This window comes from Paenibacillus sp. Y859, assembly GCF_056786405.1.
In genome coordinates this window covers 412,069-432,821 of sequence record NZ_JBXCIZ010000002.1, presented here as the reverse complement: position 1 = coordinate 432,821, position 20,753 = coordinate 412,069, and the positions used below count along the sequence as shown (strand labels likewise).

General features: G+C 40.4%; 15 protein-coding genes. 1 reads left to right on the top strand and 14 read right to left on the bottom strand.

The window, feature by feature from the left end:
- Nucleotides 1-11 precede the first annotated feature (11 nt).
- The 8 genes from AC1TO8_RS06830 to adhE form a co-directional block, all read right to left on the bottom strand.
- Nucleotides 12-767 carry a metal ABC transporter ATP-binding protein gene (locus AC1TO8_RS06830; RefSeq protein ID WP_482054837.1) on the bottom strand — a complete coding sequence of 252 codons (756 nt, stop codon included), beginning with the start codon at nucleotides 765-767 and terminating at the stop codon, nucleotides 12-14.
- Nucleotides 768-801: 34 nt separating this feature from the next.
- Nucleotides 802-1,752 (bottom strand): metal ABC transporter solute-binding protein, Zn/Mn family, encoded by a 951-nt coding sequence (locus AC1TO8_RS06825; RefSeq protein WP_482054836.1) that lies wholly within the window; start codon nucleotides 1,750-1,752, stop codon nucleotides 802-804.
- Between the two features lie 178 nt (nucleotides 1,753-1,930).
- The gene (metG, locus tag AC1TO8_RS06820; protein ID WP_482054835.1) at nucleotides 1,931-3,901 is read right to left on the bottom strand and encodes a methionine--tRNA ligase; all 1,971 of its coding nucleotides are present in this window, start codon (nucleotides 3,899-3,901) and stop codon (nucleotides 1,931-1,933) included.
- Nucleotides 3,902-4,292: 391 nt separating this feature from the next.
- Nucleotides 4,293-4,544: a membrane protein insertion efficiency factor YidD gene (gene yidD / locus AC1TO8_RS06815; protein ID WP_482054834.1), complete on the bottom strand. Its 252-nt coding sequence runs from the start codon at nucleotides 4,542-4,544 to the stop codon at nucleotides 4,293-4,295.
- A gap of 291 nt (nucleotides 4,545-4,835) precedes the next feature.
- A complete protein-coding gene (locus tag AC1TO8_RS06810; protein WP_482054833.1) occupies nucleotides 4,836-6,923 on the bottom strand; it encodes a stalk domain-containing protein in 2,088 nt (695 codons plus the stop codon).
- A gap of 391 nt (nucleotides 6,924-7,314) precedes the next feature.
- On the bottom strand, nucleotides 7,315-8,055 hold the full coding sequence (pflA, locus tag AC1TO8_RS06805; RefSeq protein ID WP_482054832.1) for a pyruvate formate-lyase-activating protein: 741 nt from the start codon (nucleotides 8,053-8,055) through the stop codon (nucleotides 7,315-7,317).
- Nucleotides 8,056-8,102: 47 nt separating this feature from the next.
- Nucleotides 8,103-10,364: a formate C-acetyltransferase gene (gene pflB, locus AC1TO8_RS06800; protein ID WP_482054831.1), complete on the bottom strand. Its 2,262-nt coding sequence runs from the start codon at nucleotides 10,362-10,364 to the stop codon at nucleotides 8,103-8,105.
- Nucleotides 10,365-10,625: 261 nt separating this feature from the next.
- A complete protein-coding gene (gene adhE, locus AC1TO8_RS06795; protein ID WP_482054830.1) occupies nucleotides 10,626-13,241 on the bottom strand; it encodes a bifunctional acetaldehyde-CoA/alcohol dehydrogenase in 2,616 nt (871 codons plus the stop codon).
- A gap of 318 nt (nucleotides 13,242-13,559) precedes the next feature.
- Between adhE and AC1TO8_RS06790 the strand changes: the two genes are divergently transcribed.
- Entirely contained in the window at nucleotides 13,560-14,276 is a 717-nt protein-coding gene (locus AC1TO8_RS06790; protein WP_482054829.1) for a Crp/Fnr family transcriptional regulator, read from the top strand.
- 100 nt (nucleotides 14,277-14,376) lie between these two features.
- Here AC1TO8_RS06790 and AC1TO8_RS06785 read toward each other — a convergent pair whose 3' ends face one another.
- From AC1TO8_RS06785 to AC1TO8_RS06760, 6 genes are all read right to left on the bottom strand, one after another.
- The gene (locus AC1TO8_RS06785; RefSeq protein WP_482055245.1) at nucleotides 14,377-15,162 is read right to left on the bottom strand and encodes a formate/nitrite transporter family protein; all 786 of its coding nucleotides are present in this window, start codon (nucleotides 15,160-15,162) and stop codon (nucleotides 14,377-14,379) included.
- A gap of 85 nt (nucleotides 15,163-15,247) precedes the next feature.
- Entirely contained in the window at nucleotides 15,248-15,568 is a 321-nt protein-coding gene (nirD, locus tag AC1TO8_RS06780; RefSeq protein WP_482054828.1) for a nitrite reductase small subunit NirD, read from the bottom strand.
- Between the two features lie 64 nt (nucleotides 15,569-15,632).
- Nucleotides 15,633-18,074: a nitrite reductase large subunit NirB gene (gene nirB, locus AC1TO8_RS06775; RefSeq protein WP_482054827.1), complete on the bottom strand. Its 2,442-nt coding sequence runs from the start codon at nucleotides 18,072-18,074 to the stop codon at nucleotides 15,633-15,635.
- 221 nt (nucleotides 18,075-18,295) lie between these two features.
- Nucleotides 18,296-19,015 carry an iron-sulfur cluster repair di-iron protein gene (gene ric / locus AC1TO8_RS06770; RefSeq protein WP_482054826.1) on the bottom strand — a complete coding sequence of 240 codons (720 nt, stop codon included), beginning with the start codon at nucleotides 19,013-19,015 and terminating at the stop codon, nucleotides 18,296-18,298.
- 163 nt (nucleotides 19,016-19,178) lie between these two features.
- Nucleotides 19,179-19,496 carry a winged helix-turn-helix transcriptional regulator gene (locus AC1TO8_RS06765; RefSeq protein ID WP_482054825.1) on the bottom strand — a complete coding sequence of 106 codons (318 nt, stop codon included), beginning with the start codon at nucleotides 19,494-19,496 and terminating at the stop codon, nucleotides 19,179-19,181.
- 242 nt (nucleotides 19,497-19,738) lie between these two features.
- Nucleotides 19,739-20,707 (bottom strand): sugar phosphate isomerase/epimerase family protein, encoded by a 969-nt coding sequence (locus AC1TO8_RS06760; protein ID WP_482054824.1) that lies wholly within the window; start codon nucleotides 20,705-20,707, stop codon nucleotides 19,739-19,741.
- Between the last annotated feature and the right edge of the window lie 46 nt (nucleotides 20,708-20,753).

Genomic DNA, 20,753 nt, shown 5'->3' with positions numbered 1-20,753 from the left:
AACTGATTCCATCAATTAGATAGTGAATGTTCTAAATTATGCTCTTCACAGTTTTGAATATCATGAGAATGTCTAACAAATAAATTAATATTGCCGTTCTTCTGCACAGGTGTGGTTCCTAAGTATCCTTCAATCATATCCAAGTCATGAGACACCATTAAAAAAGTCATATGATGATGCGCATGCATATGGGTTATCAATTCAAAAAAACTTGCTTGTGTCTCCGCATCAATGCCCACTGTAGGCTCATCCAATACGAGTAAATCCGGATGGTTAATGAGCGCACGAGCTAGAAAAACACGTTGCTGCTGCCCACCTGATAGCTCCCCTACACGTTTGCCCGCAATATCCTGAATACGCATCACTTCTAATGCATCATCGCACTGTTGGTGCATAGAACGACTAACACGTCGAAAGAGAGATTTATTATTGTACATCCCTGAAAGCACTACTTCGCGAACCGTCGCAGGAAATAATGGATTGAAGTTATTCTTCTGCGGAACGTATCCTATACGCTCCCAATCCTTAAAGGAATGAATCGGTGTACCGAATAAGTTAATATTCCCTTTATCCATAGGTAAAAGACCCACGATCAATTTCATTAAAGTTGTTTTCCCAGCTCCATTCGAGCCAATAATACCAACGAAATCTCGCTCTCTCACAGAGAAATTCACATCAGATAATACCTTTTGATTTCTATATGAGAAAGATACGTTTTCAATTTCAATAATATGCTGATGACAATCCTGGGCCGCCAGTGACTTCATAAGTACTCCGCCCTTCTAAAATAAGTTCTAACCTTTATTTTAAGGCTATAATTAAATTTTGCAAATTTTTCTCCATTAGCGTAAAGTAATCTTCTTTATTCTTTTCCTGCTCTTTCGTTAAACCCTCTACTGGATTGAGCACCATCGTCTCTACCTTTGCTTCACCAGCTAAGGTCTTCGCAATTCGATCAGATACCAGTTCCTCGAAAAAGATATATCGGATACCCTTTTCTTTCACCAAATTAGCTAAATTCATAATATCTTGCGCACGAGGTTCTGCATCAGGAGAAAGTCCCATAATCGCATATTGCGTTAATCCATAATCACGCGTCAAGTACCCGAAAGCTTGATGGGAAACAACAATTTCCTTCTTCGCTAGTTTCGCTAATTCTGATTCGAATTTATGATCTAATTCTAGCAATTGATCCTTCAATCCTTGATACCTTTGTTCGTATTGAGTTTGATTACTTGGATCAGCTTCGATGAAGCTATTCCTGATATTCTCAGCCATGATGAGTGCAGACTTTGGACTCACCCACGTATGTGGGTCGATATGATGCTGTGCTACCCCTTCTGCATCCTCTGCTTCGTCATGGTCGCCATGGTCATGCCCATCGTCCTCAGAGGATTCTATAAGCTTTATACCTTTGCTCACTTCCACCGACTTTACTTTACTATCTTTATTAAGTCCTTTTAGAAAGTCGGGAACCCATCCTTCTAATCCAGCACCATTATACATAAACAATTGAGCTTTCGACGTATTGATAATTTCTTGACTTCTCGGTGTCCAATCATGAGGTTCCACACCAAATGGAATTAAATTAACGACGTGAGCATCCTCTCCACCAATAGCTTGAGCAAATACATAGATTGGATAAAATGTAGTCACGACATTCACTTTACCTTCTTCCATAGTCCCGTTGGAGCTACTCCCACATCCAGTTACCATCATCGTAAGAATTAAACCTACAATGAATGTGATCATCCTAATACTATTCTTCTTCAAGTTAAGTTTCAGCTCCGCTTTTATTAATCGTAATCATTACTGTCTGATTATAAAGGTAGTAAGATTCAATTGTCAACAGAAGAAACATGACATAAAACGGTATCCCCACGAGAGGATACCGTTCACTTATGACATAAACAATAAACATCTAACCTATTTATTTCACAATGGCTCCATTTGGCATTTCATCTGGAACGGTTGCTAAGGTCAACTGATCTCCATGCGATGCCGCTAGAATCATACCTTGCGACAATTCTCCTCGTAATTTGACAGGCTTCAAATTAATAACACAAATCACTTTGCGACCTACTAATTGTTCAGGAGTGTAGAATTTAGCTATACCAGATACGACCTGACGTTGCTCAAATCCAAGATCGAGTTGAAGTTTCAATAGTTTATCAGCCTTTTTCACCGGTTCTGCCGCAATCACTTGGGCAACACGAAGCTCAACTTTGGCAAAGTCCTCTATCCCGATTTCTTCACTATGCTCGATCGGTGCTTCATCCGTTACTCGCTCAGCCACAGCTGCTTCTGCCGCCTTCACTCCTCCAGACATCGCCTCTGCAATATAGGCAACTTCTTGCTCTACATCTAAACGTGGGAATATTGGATCTCCTTTGACTAACTTCGTTCCACTTGGGAATAATCCGAAGATTTTACCACTATCCCAAGTCGTTAGTTCTCCTTGCTGTAATCCAAGTTGCTCCCATATTTTATGCGGCGCTTGGGTTAAGAAGGGCTGTAACAAAATGGATGCAATCCGTAAACTTTCGACAAGATGTGTCATCACCGATGCTAATTCATTTAATTTAGAATCATCTTTGGCAAGAACCCATGGCTGCGTTTCATCAATATATTTGTTACTCCGACTTACAAATTGTCCAATGACAGTTAATGCAACGGAGAACTCCATGTTTTCCATAGACTCTTCCACTTTATCATAAGTTTCCTTTGCAGCTTCTTCCACCGCTTGATCGAATGGTGTCACGCCTGCTTGATATGTCGGTACAATCCCATCAAAGTATTTATCTACCATAGCGACCGTACGATTTAGGAGGTTCCCCAAATCATTTGCCAGGTCCGAATTGACTCGTTCCACGAAGCTCTCAGGTGTGAATGTTCCGTCTGAACCGAAAGGCACTTCACGCAATAAATAGTAACGTAGAGGATCCAATCCATATCGACTGATCAACGTCACAGGGTCTACAACGTTTCCTTTCGATTTGGACATTTTACCATCTTTCATCAATAACCAGCCGTGAGCGAACACCTGCTTAGGTAACGGTAGATCCAATGCCATTAGAATAATTGGCCAATAAATCGTATGGAAACGAACAATTTCTTTACTCATAAGGTGTACATTTGCCGGCCAATACTTGTCAAACAACTCTGTATTATCTGAGCCATATCCTAGGGCAGTGATGTAGTTAAGTAAGGCATCAATCCAGACATAGATAACATGTTTAGGATCACTTTTAACTTTGATCCCCCAGTCGTAAGTCGTACGTGATACAGCTAAATCTTCAAGACCAGGCTTGATAAAGTTATTAATCATCTCATTCTTACGTGATACAGGCTGAATAAAATCAGGATGGTCCTCATAATGCTTCAATAGCCGATCAACGTATTTACTCATCTTGAAGAAATAGCTCTCTTCCTTCACACGTTCCACAGCTCTACCGCAGTCAGGACAATTCCCATTGACAAGCTGACGTTCTAGGAAAAAGGATTCATCTGGCGTACAATACCACCCTTCATACTCCCCCTTATAAATATCACCTTGTTGCAGTAGACGTTCAAATACATCCTGTACGATCTTCTTATGCCGTTCTTCTGTCGTACGAATGAAATCATCATTTGAAATATCTAGCGTTCCCCATAATTCCTTAATTCCAGCTACGATATCATCTACGAATTGTTGAGGTGTTTTGCCTGCTTCTGCCGCTTTACGCTCGATCTTCTGCCCGTGCTCGTCTGTACCAGTCAAATAACGAACATCATAGCCACGAAGCTTCTTATAGCGAACCAATGCATCCCCCGCTACAGTAGTATATGCGTGCCCAATATGTAGCTTATCGCTCGGATAATAAATAGGAGTCGTTAAATAAAATGTTTTCTTCTCAGTCATTTACGATCATTCCCTTCAGATTAGTCGTTCATGGATCTTGATTCGTAGAACCTAAAATCACCAAAAAACTCCCATCCCTATATGGGACGAGAGTTATCTCACGTGTTACCACCCAAATTCCCTATACCTTTACAGGTAGTAGGCTTCATCAGTCCCGTTATATAGAAACGAGAACTGTCCATTAACGCTGGAACACGTCATCCCCTTACGTAACATATCCTCAGATACCTTACTGCTCGAAGATAATTCCTCCCGGACCATATTCTGAGATTCACTTATACTGGTTTGCAGCTTATTCCCCAGCTCTCTGTGTTAAGTGTACTTCTCATACTTATCCGTTCCTCAGAAATCAACATATATTGTCTAATATACTTAAGTGCATCGTTATTTGTCAAGTTGTCCCTTCCCCAGCCTTATCTTTCCGCTGGGGTACTAGGTCAACGCCACCAGGATGAAAAGGATGACATCTTGCTATCCTCTTCATCGCAAGCCAAGTTCCCTTAGCCGCACCATGTACCTCTATAGCTTCAAGAGCGTATGCAGAACATGTTGGATAGAACCGACATGTCGCTGGTTTCAAAGGTGAGATCACTTTACGATAAACGACTATAGGTCCCTTCATCACTTTACGAGCAAGAGTCATTGATATCAATCTCCATTCATACCCGCAGAAGCCACCTTACCATCCTCTTCCATCAACTGCTGGCAATCCTTACAATATACTACTTCTAATAATGCTACATTATGATGTCAGCGTCAATTCTGTAGCAAATAACAACCAGATTGATTCCGCTATAGCCATTAGAATCGCCTCTTGATTCTCAAGAGATTTTTTTGAGATCAATGGCTAGCTACGACCGTTTTCCGTCTTCACGAAAAAATAAAGAGACCTCATACTTCTACGAGGCCCCTTATGATTACTACAAATATATTATTACTTTCGTTCAGGCATTTGTGAAAACACTAGATTCACTGGCAAATTACTACCTGGAGCAGCTGTGAACCAAATCTCAACGCGTTGCTCTTGTGCACCTGTGCGATAAACGACACTATTGTCATAAGGAGTCATGAGTGATCCTGCGACCCCACTGCCATCAGGAACAGATACGATATTCCCATTCACCAAGATCATTCCCGAATATTCTCCCCCACGTGGATTAAACGTGATCAGTGTATTCGGAGCTACTCGGTTCATATTAATCTTATACATAACCCCAAAGTTACCCCGATTGGACTCTACCTCACCTGTCATAGGGTCCACACCAACCAGATTGGGATCTCCGTTATTATCGCCCAAAGAAATACGGGCAGGAGTTAAACCAACTACATCATCGTACTCAATAATACGTGTTGAATCAGAATATGTCCCACGAGTATGAACATCTCTTTCAAGATCCATTAAGTACGGAAGACTCACAAAAGGATCTTTATTCGCTTCAAGCATGATGACTGTATATTCAATAGGTGAATCACTAGCCACATCAGCTAATAATGAAATTACTTGCGTCGGAGTCATTTTAAGTGCATTTAGTTCGTTCAGAATAATTTTGCTTTCACCCGGAGCAATCGAAACGGACTCTTTCACTAAAGGATTTTGCATGGATTGGAAATAACGTTGTACCGACAACTTACCTACTAGTGCTGCATATATATTCGGACCAGCAAATCCAGAATCCAGAATATCAATCGTTGCTGGTAATTCATTCTTATTCGTAGCTATGACATACATTTTCACATCAACGGCCAAAGCATTAACGTGATGAATCATAAAGCGCGCTTTTCCTTCTGACGTCTCACGGTAAACCACACCTTCGGAATAGACTGTTTCAGGGCTGTTACTACGTAGCAACGTTACCGGTTCTGAAGACACTCTATACGGCACCTGATTCATCGCAGGTATATTGGCACCATCAAATCTGTATTGACCTCCGATAGGTATAAATAATTGATTGAAATCTGGCTCACTGTATAAGCTTTCATTCGTAATATTAATTGTTTTCTCGTAATGTCCTTCTGCACCATATCCATCTGTTACCTTCAGTTGAATCTTGACTGGACCCGCTTTAAAGAAGGCCATCTGTTTGTTCATCCAGTCTCTTTTTACAATATTATTCTCATCATCCGTACTTTGATCTTTTATTGTAATGAGTTCACCCATTTTATACTCATCTTTATCTGTCGTAAACATAGCCACAGGTGGTAAATTAGGGGCTTTGACTACGATTGTCAATGAATATGGATCGCTCCATTCTCCGTTACTATCACGCACAGAATAAGTTACCTCGTGAGTTCCAATCTCCTGAAAGATATCTTCCCGCCCTTCCCAACGTTCCTCAACGATAGGCAGTCCTTTAGGCGATGATGCGTAAGTTACATAAGTCACCGTTGTCTCTCCTGCAACAACCACCTTTTGCTGGATCGTAAACGAAGCAGCCGGCTTTGTTACAAGACTAAGAACAACCCTCTTTTGTACGCCATCATAGATATAAGGAATATTGAGTGCTTGTGTAATAGACGTTAATGGAACCATAAATATATTATTGTCCTGATATGCCGCTCCTTTCATTTCTTTCGAAACACCATTCACGGTATACTTATTACTGTCGGTTTTGAATCGTAATTCATTATCACCACTTATAATAATAGTTTCTTTAGTCGTACTGTTATACGTAAGATTAAGACCAATACGATCTACCATTGAACGAAGAGCAACATAAGAAACACCCTTCTTCACCGTCATAGGCCGACTCGCTGTATATGTCTTGCCATCTTGAAACATTTCAGCACTGTTTATCATCATGATTAATTCATTTGAATGAACTGAAGCACTTTGTGTTTCATCTGTTTCGATTTCCGAGGAAATATTCGAAGGTGTAGTCTCATCAGTATCTGTTCCATATACCGCTTGAGTAACTGCTTCGCTTTGCTCTACTGGAGTGGTACTTTCTGCATTTACTGGACTAACTAACATAATTTGCGTTACTGTAAAAATTGCTAAAAAGGTAATCTTCTTGAAATTCATTAGTATGCTCCCCTATTCCCTATTTCTGACTAATTCTAATTCTTATCTCACATTAGTAATAGACGCAATCTAACACAAAAGGTTGCTAATAAGCAACAATGTAAATACAACTATTTAATACCTCGCACATTCCAAACCTCTTCAAAAGATTATCTACCCTGCTGCACAAGTAGAAACGGCAATACCGTCCTTTTTCAAAGACGGCACCCGTTTCAGCGGAAATATACGGAATAGAGTATCAAGAATCAATTTCATAATTACGCAACCCGATATAACTGCATCGGCGATTATGAAATTGATTCAAGTGAAACTTATACTTTCTTATATTTCAAGAAAAAGAGGATGCCCCTCAACCCTGTTTCAAGGTTTCTGGGACACCCCCACTATTAAACTAATTTACGACATATAGTTGCTTACGACCTTCTTCAATAAGACGATAGGCACGCTGAACTTCTTCTTCCGTAGGAGAAGGAACACCCTGTAGTGGATATTCTTTACCCATGGCTTCCCACTTGTAGACACCCATCTGATGATACGGTAGAATCTCAAATTTATCTACTCCATTTAGCGTTCCAATAAACTGACCTAGATGGAGAAGATCCTCTTCTTGCTCATGAATACCTGGAACATACACATGGCGTATCCACATCTTATGACCATGTTCTGATAACCACTGTGCCGTTTTGAGCGTCTTCTCATTACTTCTAGCAGTTAACTTGATATGTTTCTCATTATCCATGTGTTTGATATCTAACAGTACCAAATCAGTAACATCCAGTAAATCTTTAATTTTATCCGGATCATTAAATCCGTTACTATCTAAAGTCGTATGAAGATTCCAACGTCTCTTAACTTCCTTAAATAATTCAGCAACGAAACGGGATTGTAAGCTAGGCTCGCCTCCCGATACCGTAAGACCGCCTCCAGACGAACGATAGTAGCTGATATACGGCTCAATCTCTGATAAAGCTTCTTCAACAGTCATTTCTTTGCCCTCATTCATCCCCCATGTATCGGGGTTATGACAGTATTGACATTTCATCAGGCAACCCTGCATAAATAGGACAAAGCGGATACCTGGTCCGTCAACCGTCCCGAAGGTCTCCAGAGAGTGTACATGTCCTTTAATCATATGAAGTCACCCCTCCCGCATCCGCTGTCTTAAAAGTATATTACTAATTACATCGCACCGTGGAATGTGCGATTGATAACATCCAATTGTTGTTCACGAGATAATTTAATGAAGTTAACTGCATATCCTGAGACGCGAATCGTCAATTGCGGATATTCCTCTGGATGTTCCATCGCATCCATCAATTGTTCACGATTAAATACGTTGACATTAAGATGGTGCCCACCGCTGCCAAAGTAACCGTCCATCATTGCAACAAGATTGGATTTGCGTGTGTCTTCTTCTTTACCCAATGCTTTCGGTACGATAGAGAATGTGTTAGAAATACCATCCAAGCTATCTTCATATGGAAGCTTAGCAACAGAGCTTAGCGAAGCCAAAGCACCTTTCTTATCGCGTCCGTGCATAGGGTTAGCACCTGGTGCGAATGGTTCTCCTGCTTTACGTCCATCTGGTGTAGTACCTGTTTTCTTACCATAGACTACATTAGAAGTAATCGTCAAGACTGATTGTGTTGGCAACGCGTCACGGTAAGCTTTGTTCTGACGAATCATACCCATGAACGTCTCAACTAATTCAACAGCAATGTTATCTACATTATCGTCATTATTACCATAGCAAGGATATTCACCTTCAATGATAAAGTCAACAGCGATCCCTTGCTCATTACGAATTGGTTTGACTGTAGCAAATTTGATCGCACTAAGTGAATCCGCTGTAACAGATAGTCCCGCAATACCACAAGCCATTGTACGAAGAATATCACGATCATGCAGAGCCATTTCAATTCTTTCGTAAGCATATTTATCATGCATAAAGTGAATAACGTTTAGAGAGTTCATATATAGCTTAGCTAACCATTGCATCATAGGCTTGAAACGTTTCATTACTTCATCATAAGTGAGAACGTCGCCAGTAATTGCTGGGAATTCCGGTCCAACTTGCGCTCCAGATTTCTCATCTACACCGCCGTTGATTGCATACAACAAACATTTAGCAAGGTTGGCGCGAGCACCAAAGAATTGCATTTGTTTACCGATGCGCATTGCGGATACACAACAAGCAATACCGTAGTCATCGCCATAGATTGGACGCATAAGATCATCGTTCTCATATTGAATGGCACTCGTCTCAATAGATACTTTAGCACAATATTTCTTAAATGCTTCTGGAAGTTGTTCTGACCATAACACTGTTAAGTTAGGTTCAGGAGCTGCTCCTAAGTTGTACAATGTGTGCAGGAAGCGGAAACTGCTCTTCGTTACACGAGTCTGTCCATTGACAGACATTCCTCCGATGGATTCTGTGACCCATGTTGGATCTCCACTGAACAATTCATTATAGTCTGGTGTGCGAAGGAATTTAACGATACGCAACTTCATAACGAAATGATCGACCAATTCTTGTGCTAGTTCTTCCGTCAAAGTACCTTCTGCTATATCACGCTGTACATATATATCAAGGAATGAGGATACGCGTCCGAGGGACATCGCAGCACCATTTTGTTCTTTAATTGCAGCCAAGTATCCAAAATATACCCATTGGAATGCTTCTTTAGCTGTCTTAGCAGGTTCAGAAATATCAAACCCATGCATATCGGCCATCTTCTTCAATTCAGCAAGGGCACGAATTTGTTCTGAAAGCTCTTCACGTTGGCGAATAACAACTTCATCAATTACATCAACTTCTAATTCATTCAGTTCACGCTTCTTGTCTTGAACCAAGAAGTTAATACCATACAGTGCTACGCGACGATAATCACCAATGATCCGTCCACGGCCGTAAGCATCAGGAAGTCCTGTAATAATACCGGCTTTACGAGCCGCTCTCATGTCTGATGTATAAGCATCAAATACACCTTGGTTGTGAGTTTTACGGATATCAGTAAATGTTTTAATAATATCTTCGGAAAGTTTGAATCCATAAGCTTCACAAGCGTCAATCATCATGCGAATGCCGCCTTGCGGTTGAATAGAGCGTTTGAACGGAGCATCTGTTTGTACACCAACAATTCGCTCCTTATCTTTGTCTAAATAGCCTGGTTGGTGCGAGACAATCGTAGCCGCTGTATTGACATCAACATCTAATACACCACCGTTATCTCTCTCTTGCTTCGTTAAGTCCGATACAATTTTCCACAGTTCTGTTGTATTCTGCGTTGCTCCAACTAAGAAGGTTTCATCACCAGCATAAGGTGTAATGTTTTTGAATATAAAGTCATTCACATCGACCTTTCTAGACCATTTCCCCTCTTTGTAACTTCTCCAACCTGACTGTACCTTCTTCATTTCTTTTTCAATAACCGACATAATAATCCCTCCATCTATATATTTATATTTCTGTTAGAGATCATGAGTTTGAAGGTATCTCAGGTCTCTTGGATCCTAGAACGTAATTTTTTTCACAACCAATATAAGTAATATTATTCTAGAATCTTTATCTATCATTAGCTTACTTTAAATACTAGTAAATAACTGTGACAAACATCACTTTTGAGGTGATATTTGTCACGTTAAATTAAAACTTATTCAATTATACTTATTAGCTATTCTTTTGCTATTGATGCTGCTTTATTCGAATCTTCCGTAGAACGCATCTCTATACACATCTGCAAGTTCTGTAACTAATGGCATCTTAGGATTGGCTGTTGTACATTGGTCTTCAAAGGCACGATCTGCCAAGTATTCAACACCAGCTTCAAATTCCTTAGGATCGAACCCTAATTGTTGGAACGATTCCTCGATACCCAGCGTTTTGTTCATTTTACGAATAGCATTAATTAAGCTATTAATACCTTCTTCAGTCGTACGTGCAGGCAATCCGAGGATGCGTGCAATTTCAGCATAACGTTCGTCAGCTACAAAGTGTGAATATTTCGGGAATGCTGCGAACTTCGTTGGTTTCTTGGCATTGTAACGAATGACGTGTGGCAACAGGATTGCATTCGTACGACCGTGAGCTGTGTGGTATTTACCACCCCATTTATGCGCTAAGCTGTGGTTAATTCCTAAGAATGCATTGGCGAATGCCATCCCCGCAAGGGTTGATGCATTATGCATTTTCTCACGAGCCAGCTTATCACCTTCCAATGCCGACTTCTCAAGATATTGGAACACCAATTGGATCGCTTTAATCGCAAGCCCATCTGTGTAGTCGCTAGCCATAACGGATACATAAGCTTCGATGGCATGTGTTAATACGTCCATACCCGTATCAGCTACCGCTACCCGTGGTAACGAGTACACAAACTCTGGGTCAATAATGGCTACGTCTGGTGTTAATTCATAATCCGCAAGTGGATATTTAGTATTGCCTTGATTCTTATCTGTAATAACTGCGAATGAAGTCACTTCTGAACCCGTACCCGACGTTGTTGGTATAGCTACAAACTTAGCCTTTTGACCAAGACGTGGATATTTGTAAATCCGTTTGCGAATATCCATGAATTTTAGTTTCAAGCCATCGAAATCAGCTTCTGGATGTTCGTAGAATAACCACATTGCTTTGGCAGCATCCATAGGAGATCCACCACCGAGTGCAATAATACAGTCAGGTTGGAATCTATTCATCATTGCAGTACCACGATCTACTGTATCTGTCGATGGATCTGGCTCTACTTCAGAGAACACTTCAATAGCAACAGGCGTTTGACGTTGGCGAAGATAATGTTCAACCTTCTCAACATATCCCAGTTTCACCATCATAGGGTCTGTAATAATGGCTACACGAGTAATTTCAGGCATTTTAGCAAGGTATTGTGTTGCACCTTTTTCGAAATAAATCTTGTTAGGAACTTTGAACCATTGCATATTCACGGTACGACGTGCCACCCTCTTTATATTAATTAAGTTAGCTGCCCCTACGTTAGTAGAAACGGAGTTACGACCATAAGATCCACAACCAAGTGTTAATGATGGTAAATTGGTATTATAGAGGTCACCAATGGCACCGTGGGTCGAAGGAGAGTTCACAATAATCCGACCTGTTTGCAGACGATCCGAGAACTTCATGATAACTTCTTCATTATTCGAGTGAATAACAGATGAGTGACCCATACCACCAAATTCAACAACTTCAGCTGCGCGAGTAATACCTTGTTCGGCATTTTTCACTTTATAACAAGCTAACACAGGACTTAATTTCTCAGCAGACAATGGATACTTCGTACCGACGCCTTCAATTTCTGCTACCAAGATCTTCGTTCCAGCTGGAACTTGAATACCAGACAGTTCTGCAATCTTAACTGCAGATTGACCTACAATAACAGGGTTGACTGCACATTTGTCTACGTTCATAGCGCCGACTGTCAGCTTAGCAACCTCTTCTTTATTTAGGAAGTAACAGCCATTTGCGATCATCTTTTTCTTTACTTGATCGAAGATAGGTTCTTCTATAATAACAGCTTGTTCAGACGCACAGATCATACCATTATCGAATGATTTCGAAAGAATTAAGTCTGTAACTGCTTGATCAATATCGGCACTCTTCTCGATGAAGCAAGGAACGTTACCAGGTCCTACACCAAGCGCCGGCTTACCACAGCTATAAGCTGCCTTAACCATTGCAGAACCACCTGTTGCTAGAATAAGAGCAATACCTGGGTGATTCATAAGGATATTTGTTTTATCCATCGTTGGCTCTTCAATCCATTGGATACAGTCGGCAGGCGCACCTTGTTTCACGGCTGCTTCTAGTAATATTCTTGCTGCTTCACTACTGCACTTTTGTGCGGATGGGTGGAAGCCGAATATAATTGGATTACGAGTCTTAATGGATATAAGCGCTTTAAACATCGTTGTTGCAGTTGGGTTCGTCACAGGAGTGATTCCCATTATTGTACCGACAGGCTCAGCGATTTTTTGGAAGCTGTCATATTGGTTATCTTCGATCACGCCTACTGTCTTATCATTCTTTATGCTGTTATAAATGTACTCTGTTGAGAACATATTCTTAATGATCTTATCTTCATAAATACCTCTGCCTGTTTCTTCCACTGCTAATTTGGCTAAGTACATATGTTGGTCTGAACCAGCGAGTGCCATTGCTTTAACAATTCCATCAATTTGTTCTTGATCCATCTTCATAAACGCTGCTTGTGCTTTATCTGCCTTGTCAATTAGAGATTGAATATATCCCTCTGCCGTCCCTTGTATCTTCTCTTGGATAACTTCATTTTTAACTGCCATTTCATCTCATCCTCCCAGTAAATATATGGTTATCTCTTTCTTGATTTCATCATATCATAGCTCTTTGAAAATTAGTAGTGAAATATTTCACAATCATATAATTATTTTTCATAGCGCTTACATTTCTATTATGTCCGTTTTTACCCATTTTGCAGACTTTATCAATATTTCTCCTTATTAACCTCACTTAAAAGTGAAATTTATCACAAAGTTTTATAATTCGCCACTATTAAGGGTATTTATTCCCCCACAAATGTGATTTTTAAGGGTATAATTAGTTTAAATTTAACAGAAAATTTAGGATAAGGGGTTAAGACTATGACTGCATATATCAATGTTATCGAAGCCCGTGGAAATACAAGCTGTTTTTCTGAATCCAATTTTAATCATCTACTAGTCGCTATGAAGGATCGCATTATTCCTGAGGGATCACATCTTTTTTGGGAGGGTGACTTGTCAGATAAACTTTATTACATCAAGCGTGGTCGGATTAAGTTGACCAAATCTACAGACGAAGGTAAAGAACTTATACTATATATGTATCAGACAGGAGATTTGGTAGGTCAAGCCGATCTATTCTTCAGCACCAAACATAGCTTTAATGCTGAAGTGCTCGAAGAAAGTGAAGTTGGTGTCATTGAACATAAAGATTTGGAAATGTTGATCTGTCAGCATTCTGAATTCTCTATTGATTTCATGAAATGGATGGGCATCCATCATCGTCTAACACAGACTAAATTTCGTGATTTGATGTTGTATGGTAAGCCAGGTGCCCTTTGCTCCACTTTAATTCGACTTGGTAACACGTATGGTGAGAAGCAAGGAAACAATATACTCATTAACAAAAAAGTGACCCATACCGATTTATCCAACATGATCGGCGCCACTCGTGAAAGTGTCAATCGGATGCTTAGCGATTTACGTAAAAAAGATGCTGTAGAATATGATGGCGGACTGATCGTTATTAAGAATCTTACTATGCTACAAGAGATCTGCCACTGTGAGCTTTGCCCGGCTGAAATTTGCCGGATATAGGAATACAATACGATTTCAAGGACGCCTAACGGCGTCCTTCTTCATGACAAAAAGACGACAAGCCAGTTCTCGATGGCTGTCGTCTTTTTGTCAAAAAACCTTATTTCTTTTTACTCCGTACAGGTGAAATAAACCAGTATGCCGTACCTACGAACAGACCTCCACCTACAATATTCCCTAATGTAACAGGGATCATATTATGCAACCAGCCCGCAATTGAAATAGTCTCTGGGTGATTGGGTAGTAAAGTCGCCAGACTGAGCAGCGTCATATTAGCGACACTATGCTCAAATCCACTCGCAATAAAGGCAAATAGGCACCACCAGATGAGTATTAATTTCGCAACTTCTTCTTTTGCACGCATTGCCATCCAGATCGCCAAGCATACTAACCAGTTACAAAGAATCCCCCTAAAGAACAATTCCATAACAGGCAGATTCATCTTTTTTGCGGTTGCCGCAAAGAGTAAGTGCTCCGCAGGGATGTCCTTGAATAACCCTGCACCTAGAACTAGTAAACTCAGCACAATAGCACCTAATAAATTCCCTATAAATACGATAGTCCAGTTCTTAAGCGTATCCCTAATAGTAGTCTTACCTGCCAGTGTACTTACCACAAAGAACATATTATTTCCCGTAAATAACTCTGCACCAGCAAATATAACTAATGTAAGTGCAATCCCGAAAGCAGCTCCCATAACGAGCGGTTGAAAGGCAGAGTTGATTGCAGCTAAGGGTGCACCTAGTGAGAAGATTAGAATAATCCCAATCCCTATATAGGCACCTGCTAATACAGCAGCTATCATGTATCGTATTAGACTTTCATTCATTTTTTCTTTTCTCTTAACAGCTGCCTCTACGATGGTTTCTACACTTTGTGTATACAGGTGGATCACCTCTTCAATGAGTATAAGCGACATCAATGTGATGGATTACTATACCTTGTCTATTTGGATTTGTAATCCATCATCATTATAATCCGATTTGAATTTCTCCATTCTTCACAATAACAGGATACGTCGCAACTTGTCCTGTATCTGGCGCTTGCACCTTACCGGTAATCAAATCAATTTTCCAGTCATACAAAGGATCATAAATATAATGTCCGGATACAATCCCCTCGGCCAATGGGCCTCCCTTTGGGTGTGGTGACTTGTTCGCTACAGCATATACATTCCCGTCCGTTGTACGGAATATAGCGATCTCCTGATCTTCAATAATAACAACTCGGCCTAGTTGCACCAAGCACTCATCAAGCGAACCTACAGAATAATAATTCGTTGTCATTTCCATTCGAGTAATCTCCTCTCTAAATAACACTTACAGTGCGAGTTTTGCACAACCTCTGGTCACATCATTATTTAACAGCTGTTGCCGTTGTATGATCTTCAAATAATGCTGTACGTGTTTTGTCATCATTAAGCATCTTTTTCCATGGATCTTCCACTTGTTGTAGAGCAATTTCAATTCGTTTAACAAGTTCCTTACGATTATCCTCATTGTCCAATATAACAGATTGAATCTGCTCAAGACCGATCCGCTCTACCCATTCGGAAGTTCTTTCTAGATAATTACCCGTTTCCCGATAGTATTGCATAATAGCTCCACAAATTTCAATCAGTTCTGCATCTGTCTTCACTTTACAGAAGCTGTCGGCAATCCGCGGCTTGATCCCGCCATTACCTCCGATAAAGACTTCCCATCCTCCATCATTACCTACAATACCGATGTCTTTCGTACAAGCTTCCGCACAGTTTCGCGGACAACCATTCACAGCGTATTTAAATTTCGCAGGTAAATCCAGGCGTTCGAATTTACGTTCTAATAGTTCTCCCATAGCCATAGAATCTTGTGTTCCAAATCGACAGAATTGGGAACCGACACATGTTTTGACCGTACGTAACGATTTAGCATATGCATAACCGGAAGGCATATCAAGTTCTTCCCATACTTTTGGCAGGTCTTCCTTCTTTACGCCAATGAGATCCAGCCGCTGCCCACCCGTAACTTTAACAACCTTAACATCATACTTCAAAGAAACATCCGCAATTTTCTTGAGTGCCTCTGGTGTCGTTACACCACCATACATCCGAGGAACGACCGTATACGTTCCATCTTTTTGAATATTCGCATTCATTCGTTCGTTAACAAAGCGCGATTCTTTCTCATCTTCATGAGTCTCAGGATTTAACATGTTCAAGTAGTAATTGATTGCTGGGCGGCACTTGGAACATCCCTCTTGATTACTCCAACCAAGTACATTCATGACCTCACGAGTTGTGGATAATCCTTTAGTGGTAATCTCTGCAACTATTTCATCCCTATTGAGTGTCGTACAATCACAAATACCTTCTTTCGTAGCTGTCTTGAATCCGTCCCCTAGAACATACTGTAAAATTTGTTCAACAACGGGCTTACATCCTCCGCATGAACGAGTAGCTCCCGTACAAGCTTTAATTTCATCTACCGTCGTTAAGCCTTGATCTGTAATTACATCGACAATCGCCTTTTTAGTAACGCCATTACATCCGCACACAATCTCATCATCTGCCATTGTCTCTATCGATGATTGCTTATTAGCGCCGCCCCCACTGCATCCAGTTCCCATGATCGTACTATAAATATCATCCGTCATTTCAGATTGTTGCTTAATCAATTTTTGTAAATTTGCAGACTCTGTTACATCACCGAACAGCACAGCTCCGACAATGACATTGTCACGCAGAAGGATTTTCTTATAGGTTCTTTTCCACTCATCTTTAGTAGAAATCACGGTATGTTCAGGTCCTTCAACAAACTCACCTGCAGAGAACACATCGACACCAGATATTTTAAGCTTCGTCGCGACAATAGAACCTTCATAAGGAGATGTGGCAACTCCACATATATGCTTAGCCAATACATGTCCTTGTTCAAATAAAGGCGCTACGAGTCCGTAACACACTCCCCGATGTTCCGTACACTCACCGACGGAATACACATCTTCTAATGAAGTACGCATGTAGTCATCTACAACAATACCTCGTCCTACTTCCATATCACTAGCTATGGCAAGCGCTATGTTCGGTTTAATACCTACCGCCATCACAACAAGATCAGCATCCAAAATACTTCCATCACTGAAACGCAATCCACTTACTCGTTCTTCTCCAATTAGCTCTGAGGTTTGTTTGCCCATAGCAAATTTTATCCCTTGACGTTCCAATTCTGCCTGCAACATTGAAGAGGCACTACGATCTAATTGGCGCTCCATAATATCTTCCATTAAATGGACAACCGTTACATCCATCCCTAGATTCACTAGCCCTTTTGCCGCCTCTAGACCTAAAAGCCCGCCACCGATGACAGCGGCCTTCTTATACTTCTGAGCAGCATCCATCATTTGGTTACAGTCATTAATATCTCTGAAACCGATAACTCCATCTTTATCACTCCCAGGAATCGGTAATATAAAAGGATTCGATCCTGTCGCGATGATGATCTTATCATACGTCTCCGTCATACCATTGTCCGTAGTCACTAGCTTATTTGTCGGATCAATATGTGTCACCGTCGTTGTCGTGTGCAGTGTAATTTGATTATCTGAATACCAGTTCCAATCATTCAATACAATATCATCGACCGTCTTGCTACCTTCCAGTACGTAGGACAGCATGATTCGGTTATAGTTAGGATGTGGTTCACTACCAAATACCGTAATATCAAATGAATCACTAAGTTTTAATATTTGTTCAACTGTACTTATGCCTGCCATTCCATTCCCAATCACCAATAGTTTGTCTTTTTTCTTTTGTTGCATGTTTGGAAACCCTCCTTCTGTTCCTTACCTTATAATATAAGTTTAACATCTTAATAAATATAGATTGTGATTTGATTCACATATAATGTGAATATTATCACATATATGTTCACATTTTTAACTATATCCATCTGTTTTTAACGTCAATTTCATTGACATCAACAGAAACAGCGAAAAAGGATAGATTTGGATTCTCAATCTCTATCCTTTTTCACTATCCATTAAGCTTGAAAACGTGGAAATAAAATATTGTTCTCCAAATGCACATGTTCAAATGTCATACGCTCTAGCTCTGCTAGTCTTTCATACGTGATACGATATGTAGTACACGCGTGAGCTGGAGGTATGAAATCATTCGTGATTTCCCTGATCTCTTTTAAAATATCGCCAGCTTGGTCATGCTCATCTTCTAATTGCGCAATTGAATCTTGAAGTTCTTTACTTGTAGACTCTTCAAATTGTTGTTCTAGAGCAACCATTCGTGGGAAGAATCGTTCTTCTTCATCCGCTGTATGCTCAAGCAACTCATCTTTTAATCTTGTATACAGAACGTATAATTGTTCCAAATGTAGATCATGATTGCCATGAACTCGGTTAACTCTCGTAACATTCTTATATATTTCAGGAAGTTCTTCACGTAAGTAATCATGATGTTTTCTTACAATGTAATCAATCAATGATGGAGAGTCCATTTCTACGAAATTCTTCATACCATCCTTATCACCGTCTAGACCTGGGTGCTTAGCAACTAATTGATTTAACTCCTCTACTACTTGATCAATGTCCAGACCTCTTTCCTGAACGGCATCCATAAGTGGGCGCTTACCACCACAACAGAAGTCAATTTTATGAGCGCGGAAATAATCACTAGCCTTTGGAAACTTTATAACAATATCACTTACGATATGATCAGCGCTGAAAACAAGAGCTTCAACCGACATGATTCATTCCTCCTAGGTATCTTTTCAAGTCTTACCTATTCAGGCTATACCTAGGAGGACAGCAGGGTTGTGATTGTAATCACGAGGGAAATTAAAAAAAACCTCATTTCAATTAATGAATGAGGTTTCAAAGTCGATACTTCTACTCGATTTTTCGTTTCGCTTAATCGATCCAACTCTCTGCCCAAGATTGGATCTGATCCATAACAGGCTTTAACCCTCTGCCTTTATCCGTTAATTCATACTCAATACGCACCGGCGTTTCCGGATACACATGACGAATAAGTATTCCTTCTAATTCCAAGTCCTTCATTCGTTCTGATAACATTTTATCACTCATGGAAGGAATTAAATTAGAAATATCTTTAAATCTCTTCGGTCCACTCATCAGTCCCTGAATGATTAACCCATTCCAACGCTTGCCCAAAAAAGAGAAAGCCGTTTCAAATCGCGGACACATCTGTATATGATCAATCTCCATGACCCCTTCACCTCTTTGTAAATATACTTTAATATCTGGTAAATAACTTAATCATATCATCAGAAAGCTTTCGTTTAGTAAGTATATTTCATTTTACCACATTCATCATTTTTTTAAAACATTCAATTGGAATTTTCACAGTATACTCCGTCTATTTTCAACTTTATTTCTCTAGTTCTTATATAAAAAACGACTACCTTTCGGTAGCCGTTCTCCATTTACTCTCAGAGTGCAAAGTATTTCTATACCCACCACATATCGCCAAGCGGCTCTTCAATGAGAACTTGTTGAAGATTCTGAACTGCCTTAGAGAAGCCTTCCTCAACGGACATCAGACCATCTTCATGTTCAATACTTACGACATAATCATAACCAACTAAACGCAACGCGCTCATGATATCAGCCCATGTTTTGATGTCATGACCATAACCTACGCTACGGAACTGCCAAGCACGATCAAGCATTTTCTCATAGGATTGCATATCCGTAAGACCATGTTTATTCACATTAATTGGATCAATCACCGTATCCTTCGCATGGAAATGATGAATCGCTCCTTCACGACCTAGAATGTGTATAGCCTGTACTGGATCAATACCTTGCCACCACATATGACTTGGATCTAGGTTAGCACCAATCGTCTCACCCGCTGCTTCACGCAGACGAAGAAGAGTAGCTGGTGTATGCACGGAGAATCCTCCATGAAGCTCAAGTCCGATTTTTACATGATGATCTTTAGCAAATTTAGCTTGTTCAGTCCAATAAGGAATAACCTTATTCTCCCATTGCCATTTCAATATCTCTTGAAAATCATTCGGCCAAGGCGCAACCGGCCAGTTCGGATATTTAGCATCCTCGTGGTCACCAGGGCATCCAGAGAAAGTATTCACTACAGGTATTTCAAGCTTCTCAGCAAGTAGAACCGAATTCACGAAATCATCGTGATCCGCCTTCGCTAGATGCTTCTGTGGATGAAGCGGATTACCATGACAGCTAAGCGCACTGATCGTAAGTCCACGTGATTCTACTGCTCTTTTGAAATTCTTAAGTTCTGTCTCATTGTTCAGAAGATCCGCTGGGTTACAATGTGTCTTCCCTGGATTTCCACCCGTTCCAATTTCAACAGCCTTCAGACCCTTTGAAGCTACATAGTCTAACGCATCCTCTAACTTACGACCACCGAACAACACCATAAATACTCCTAATTTCATTGTTACTCCCCCTTATTCTCATTCATACTTCCTAATAGTATAGACT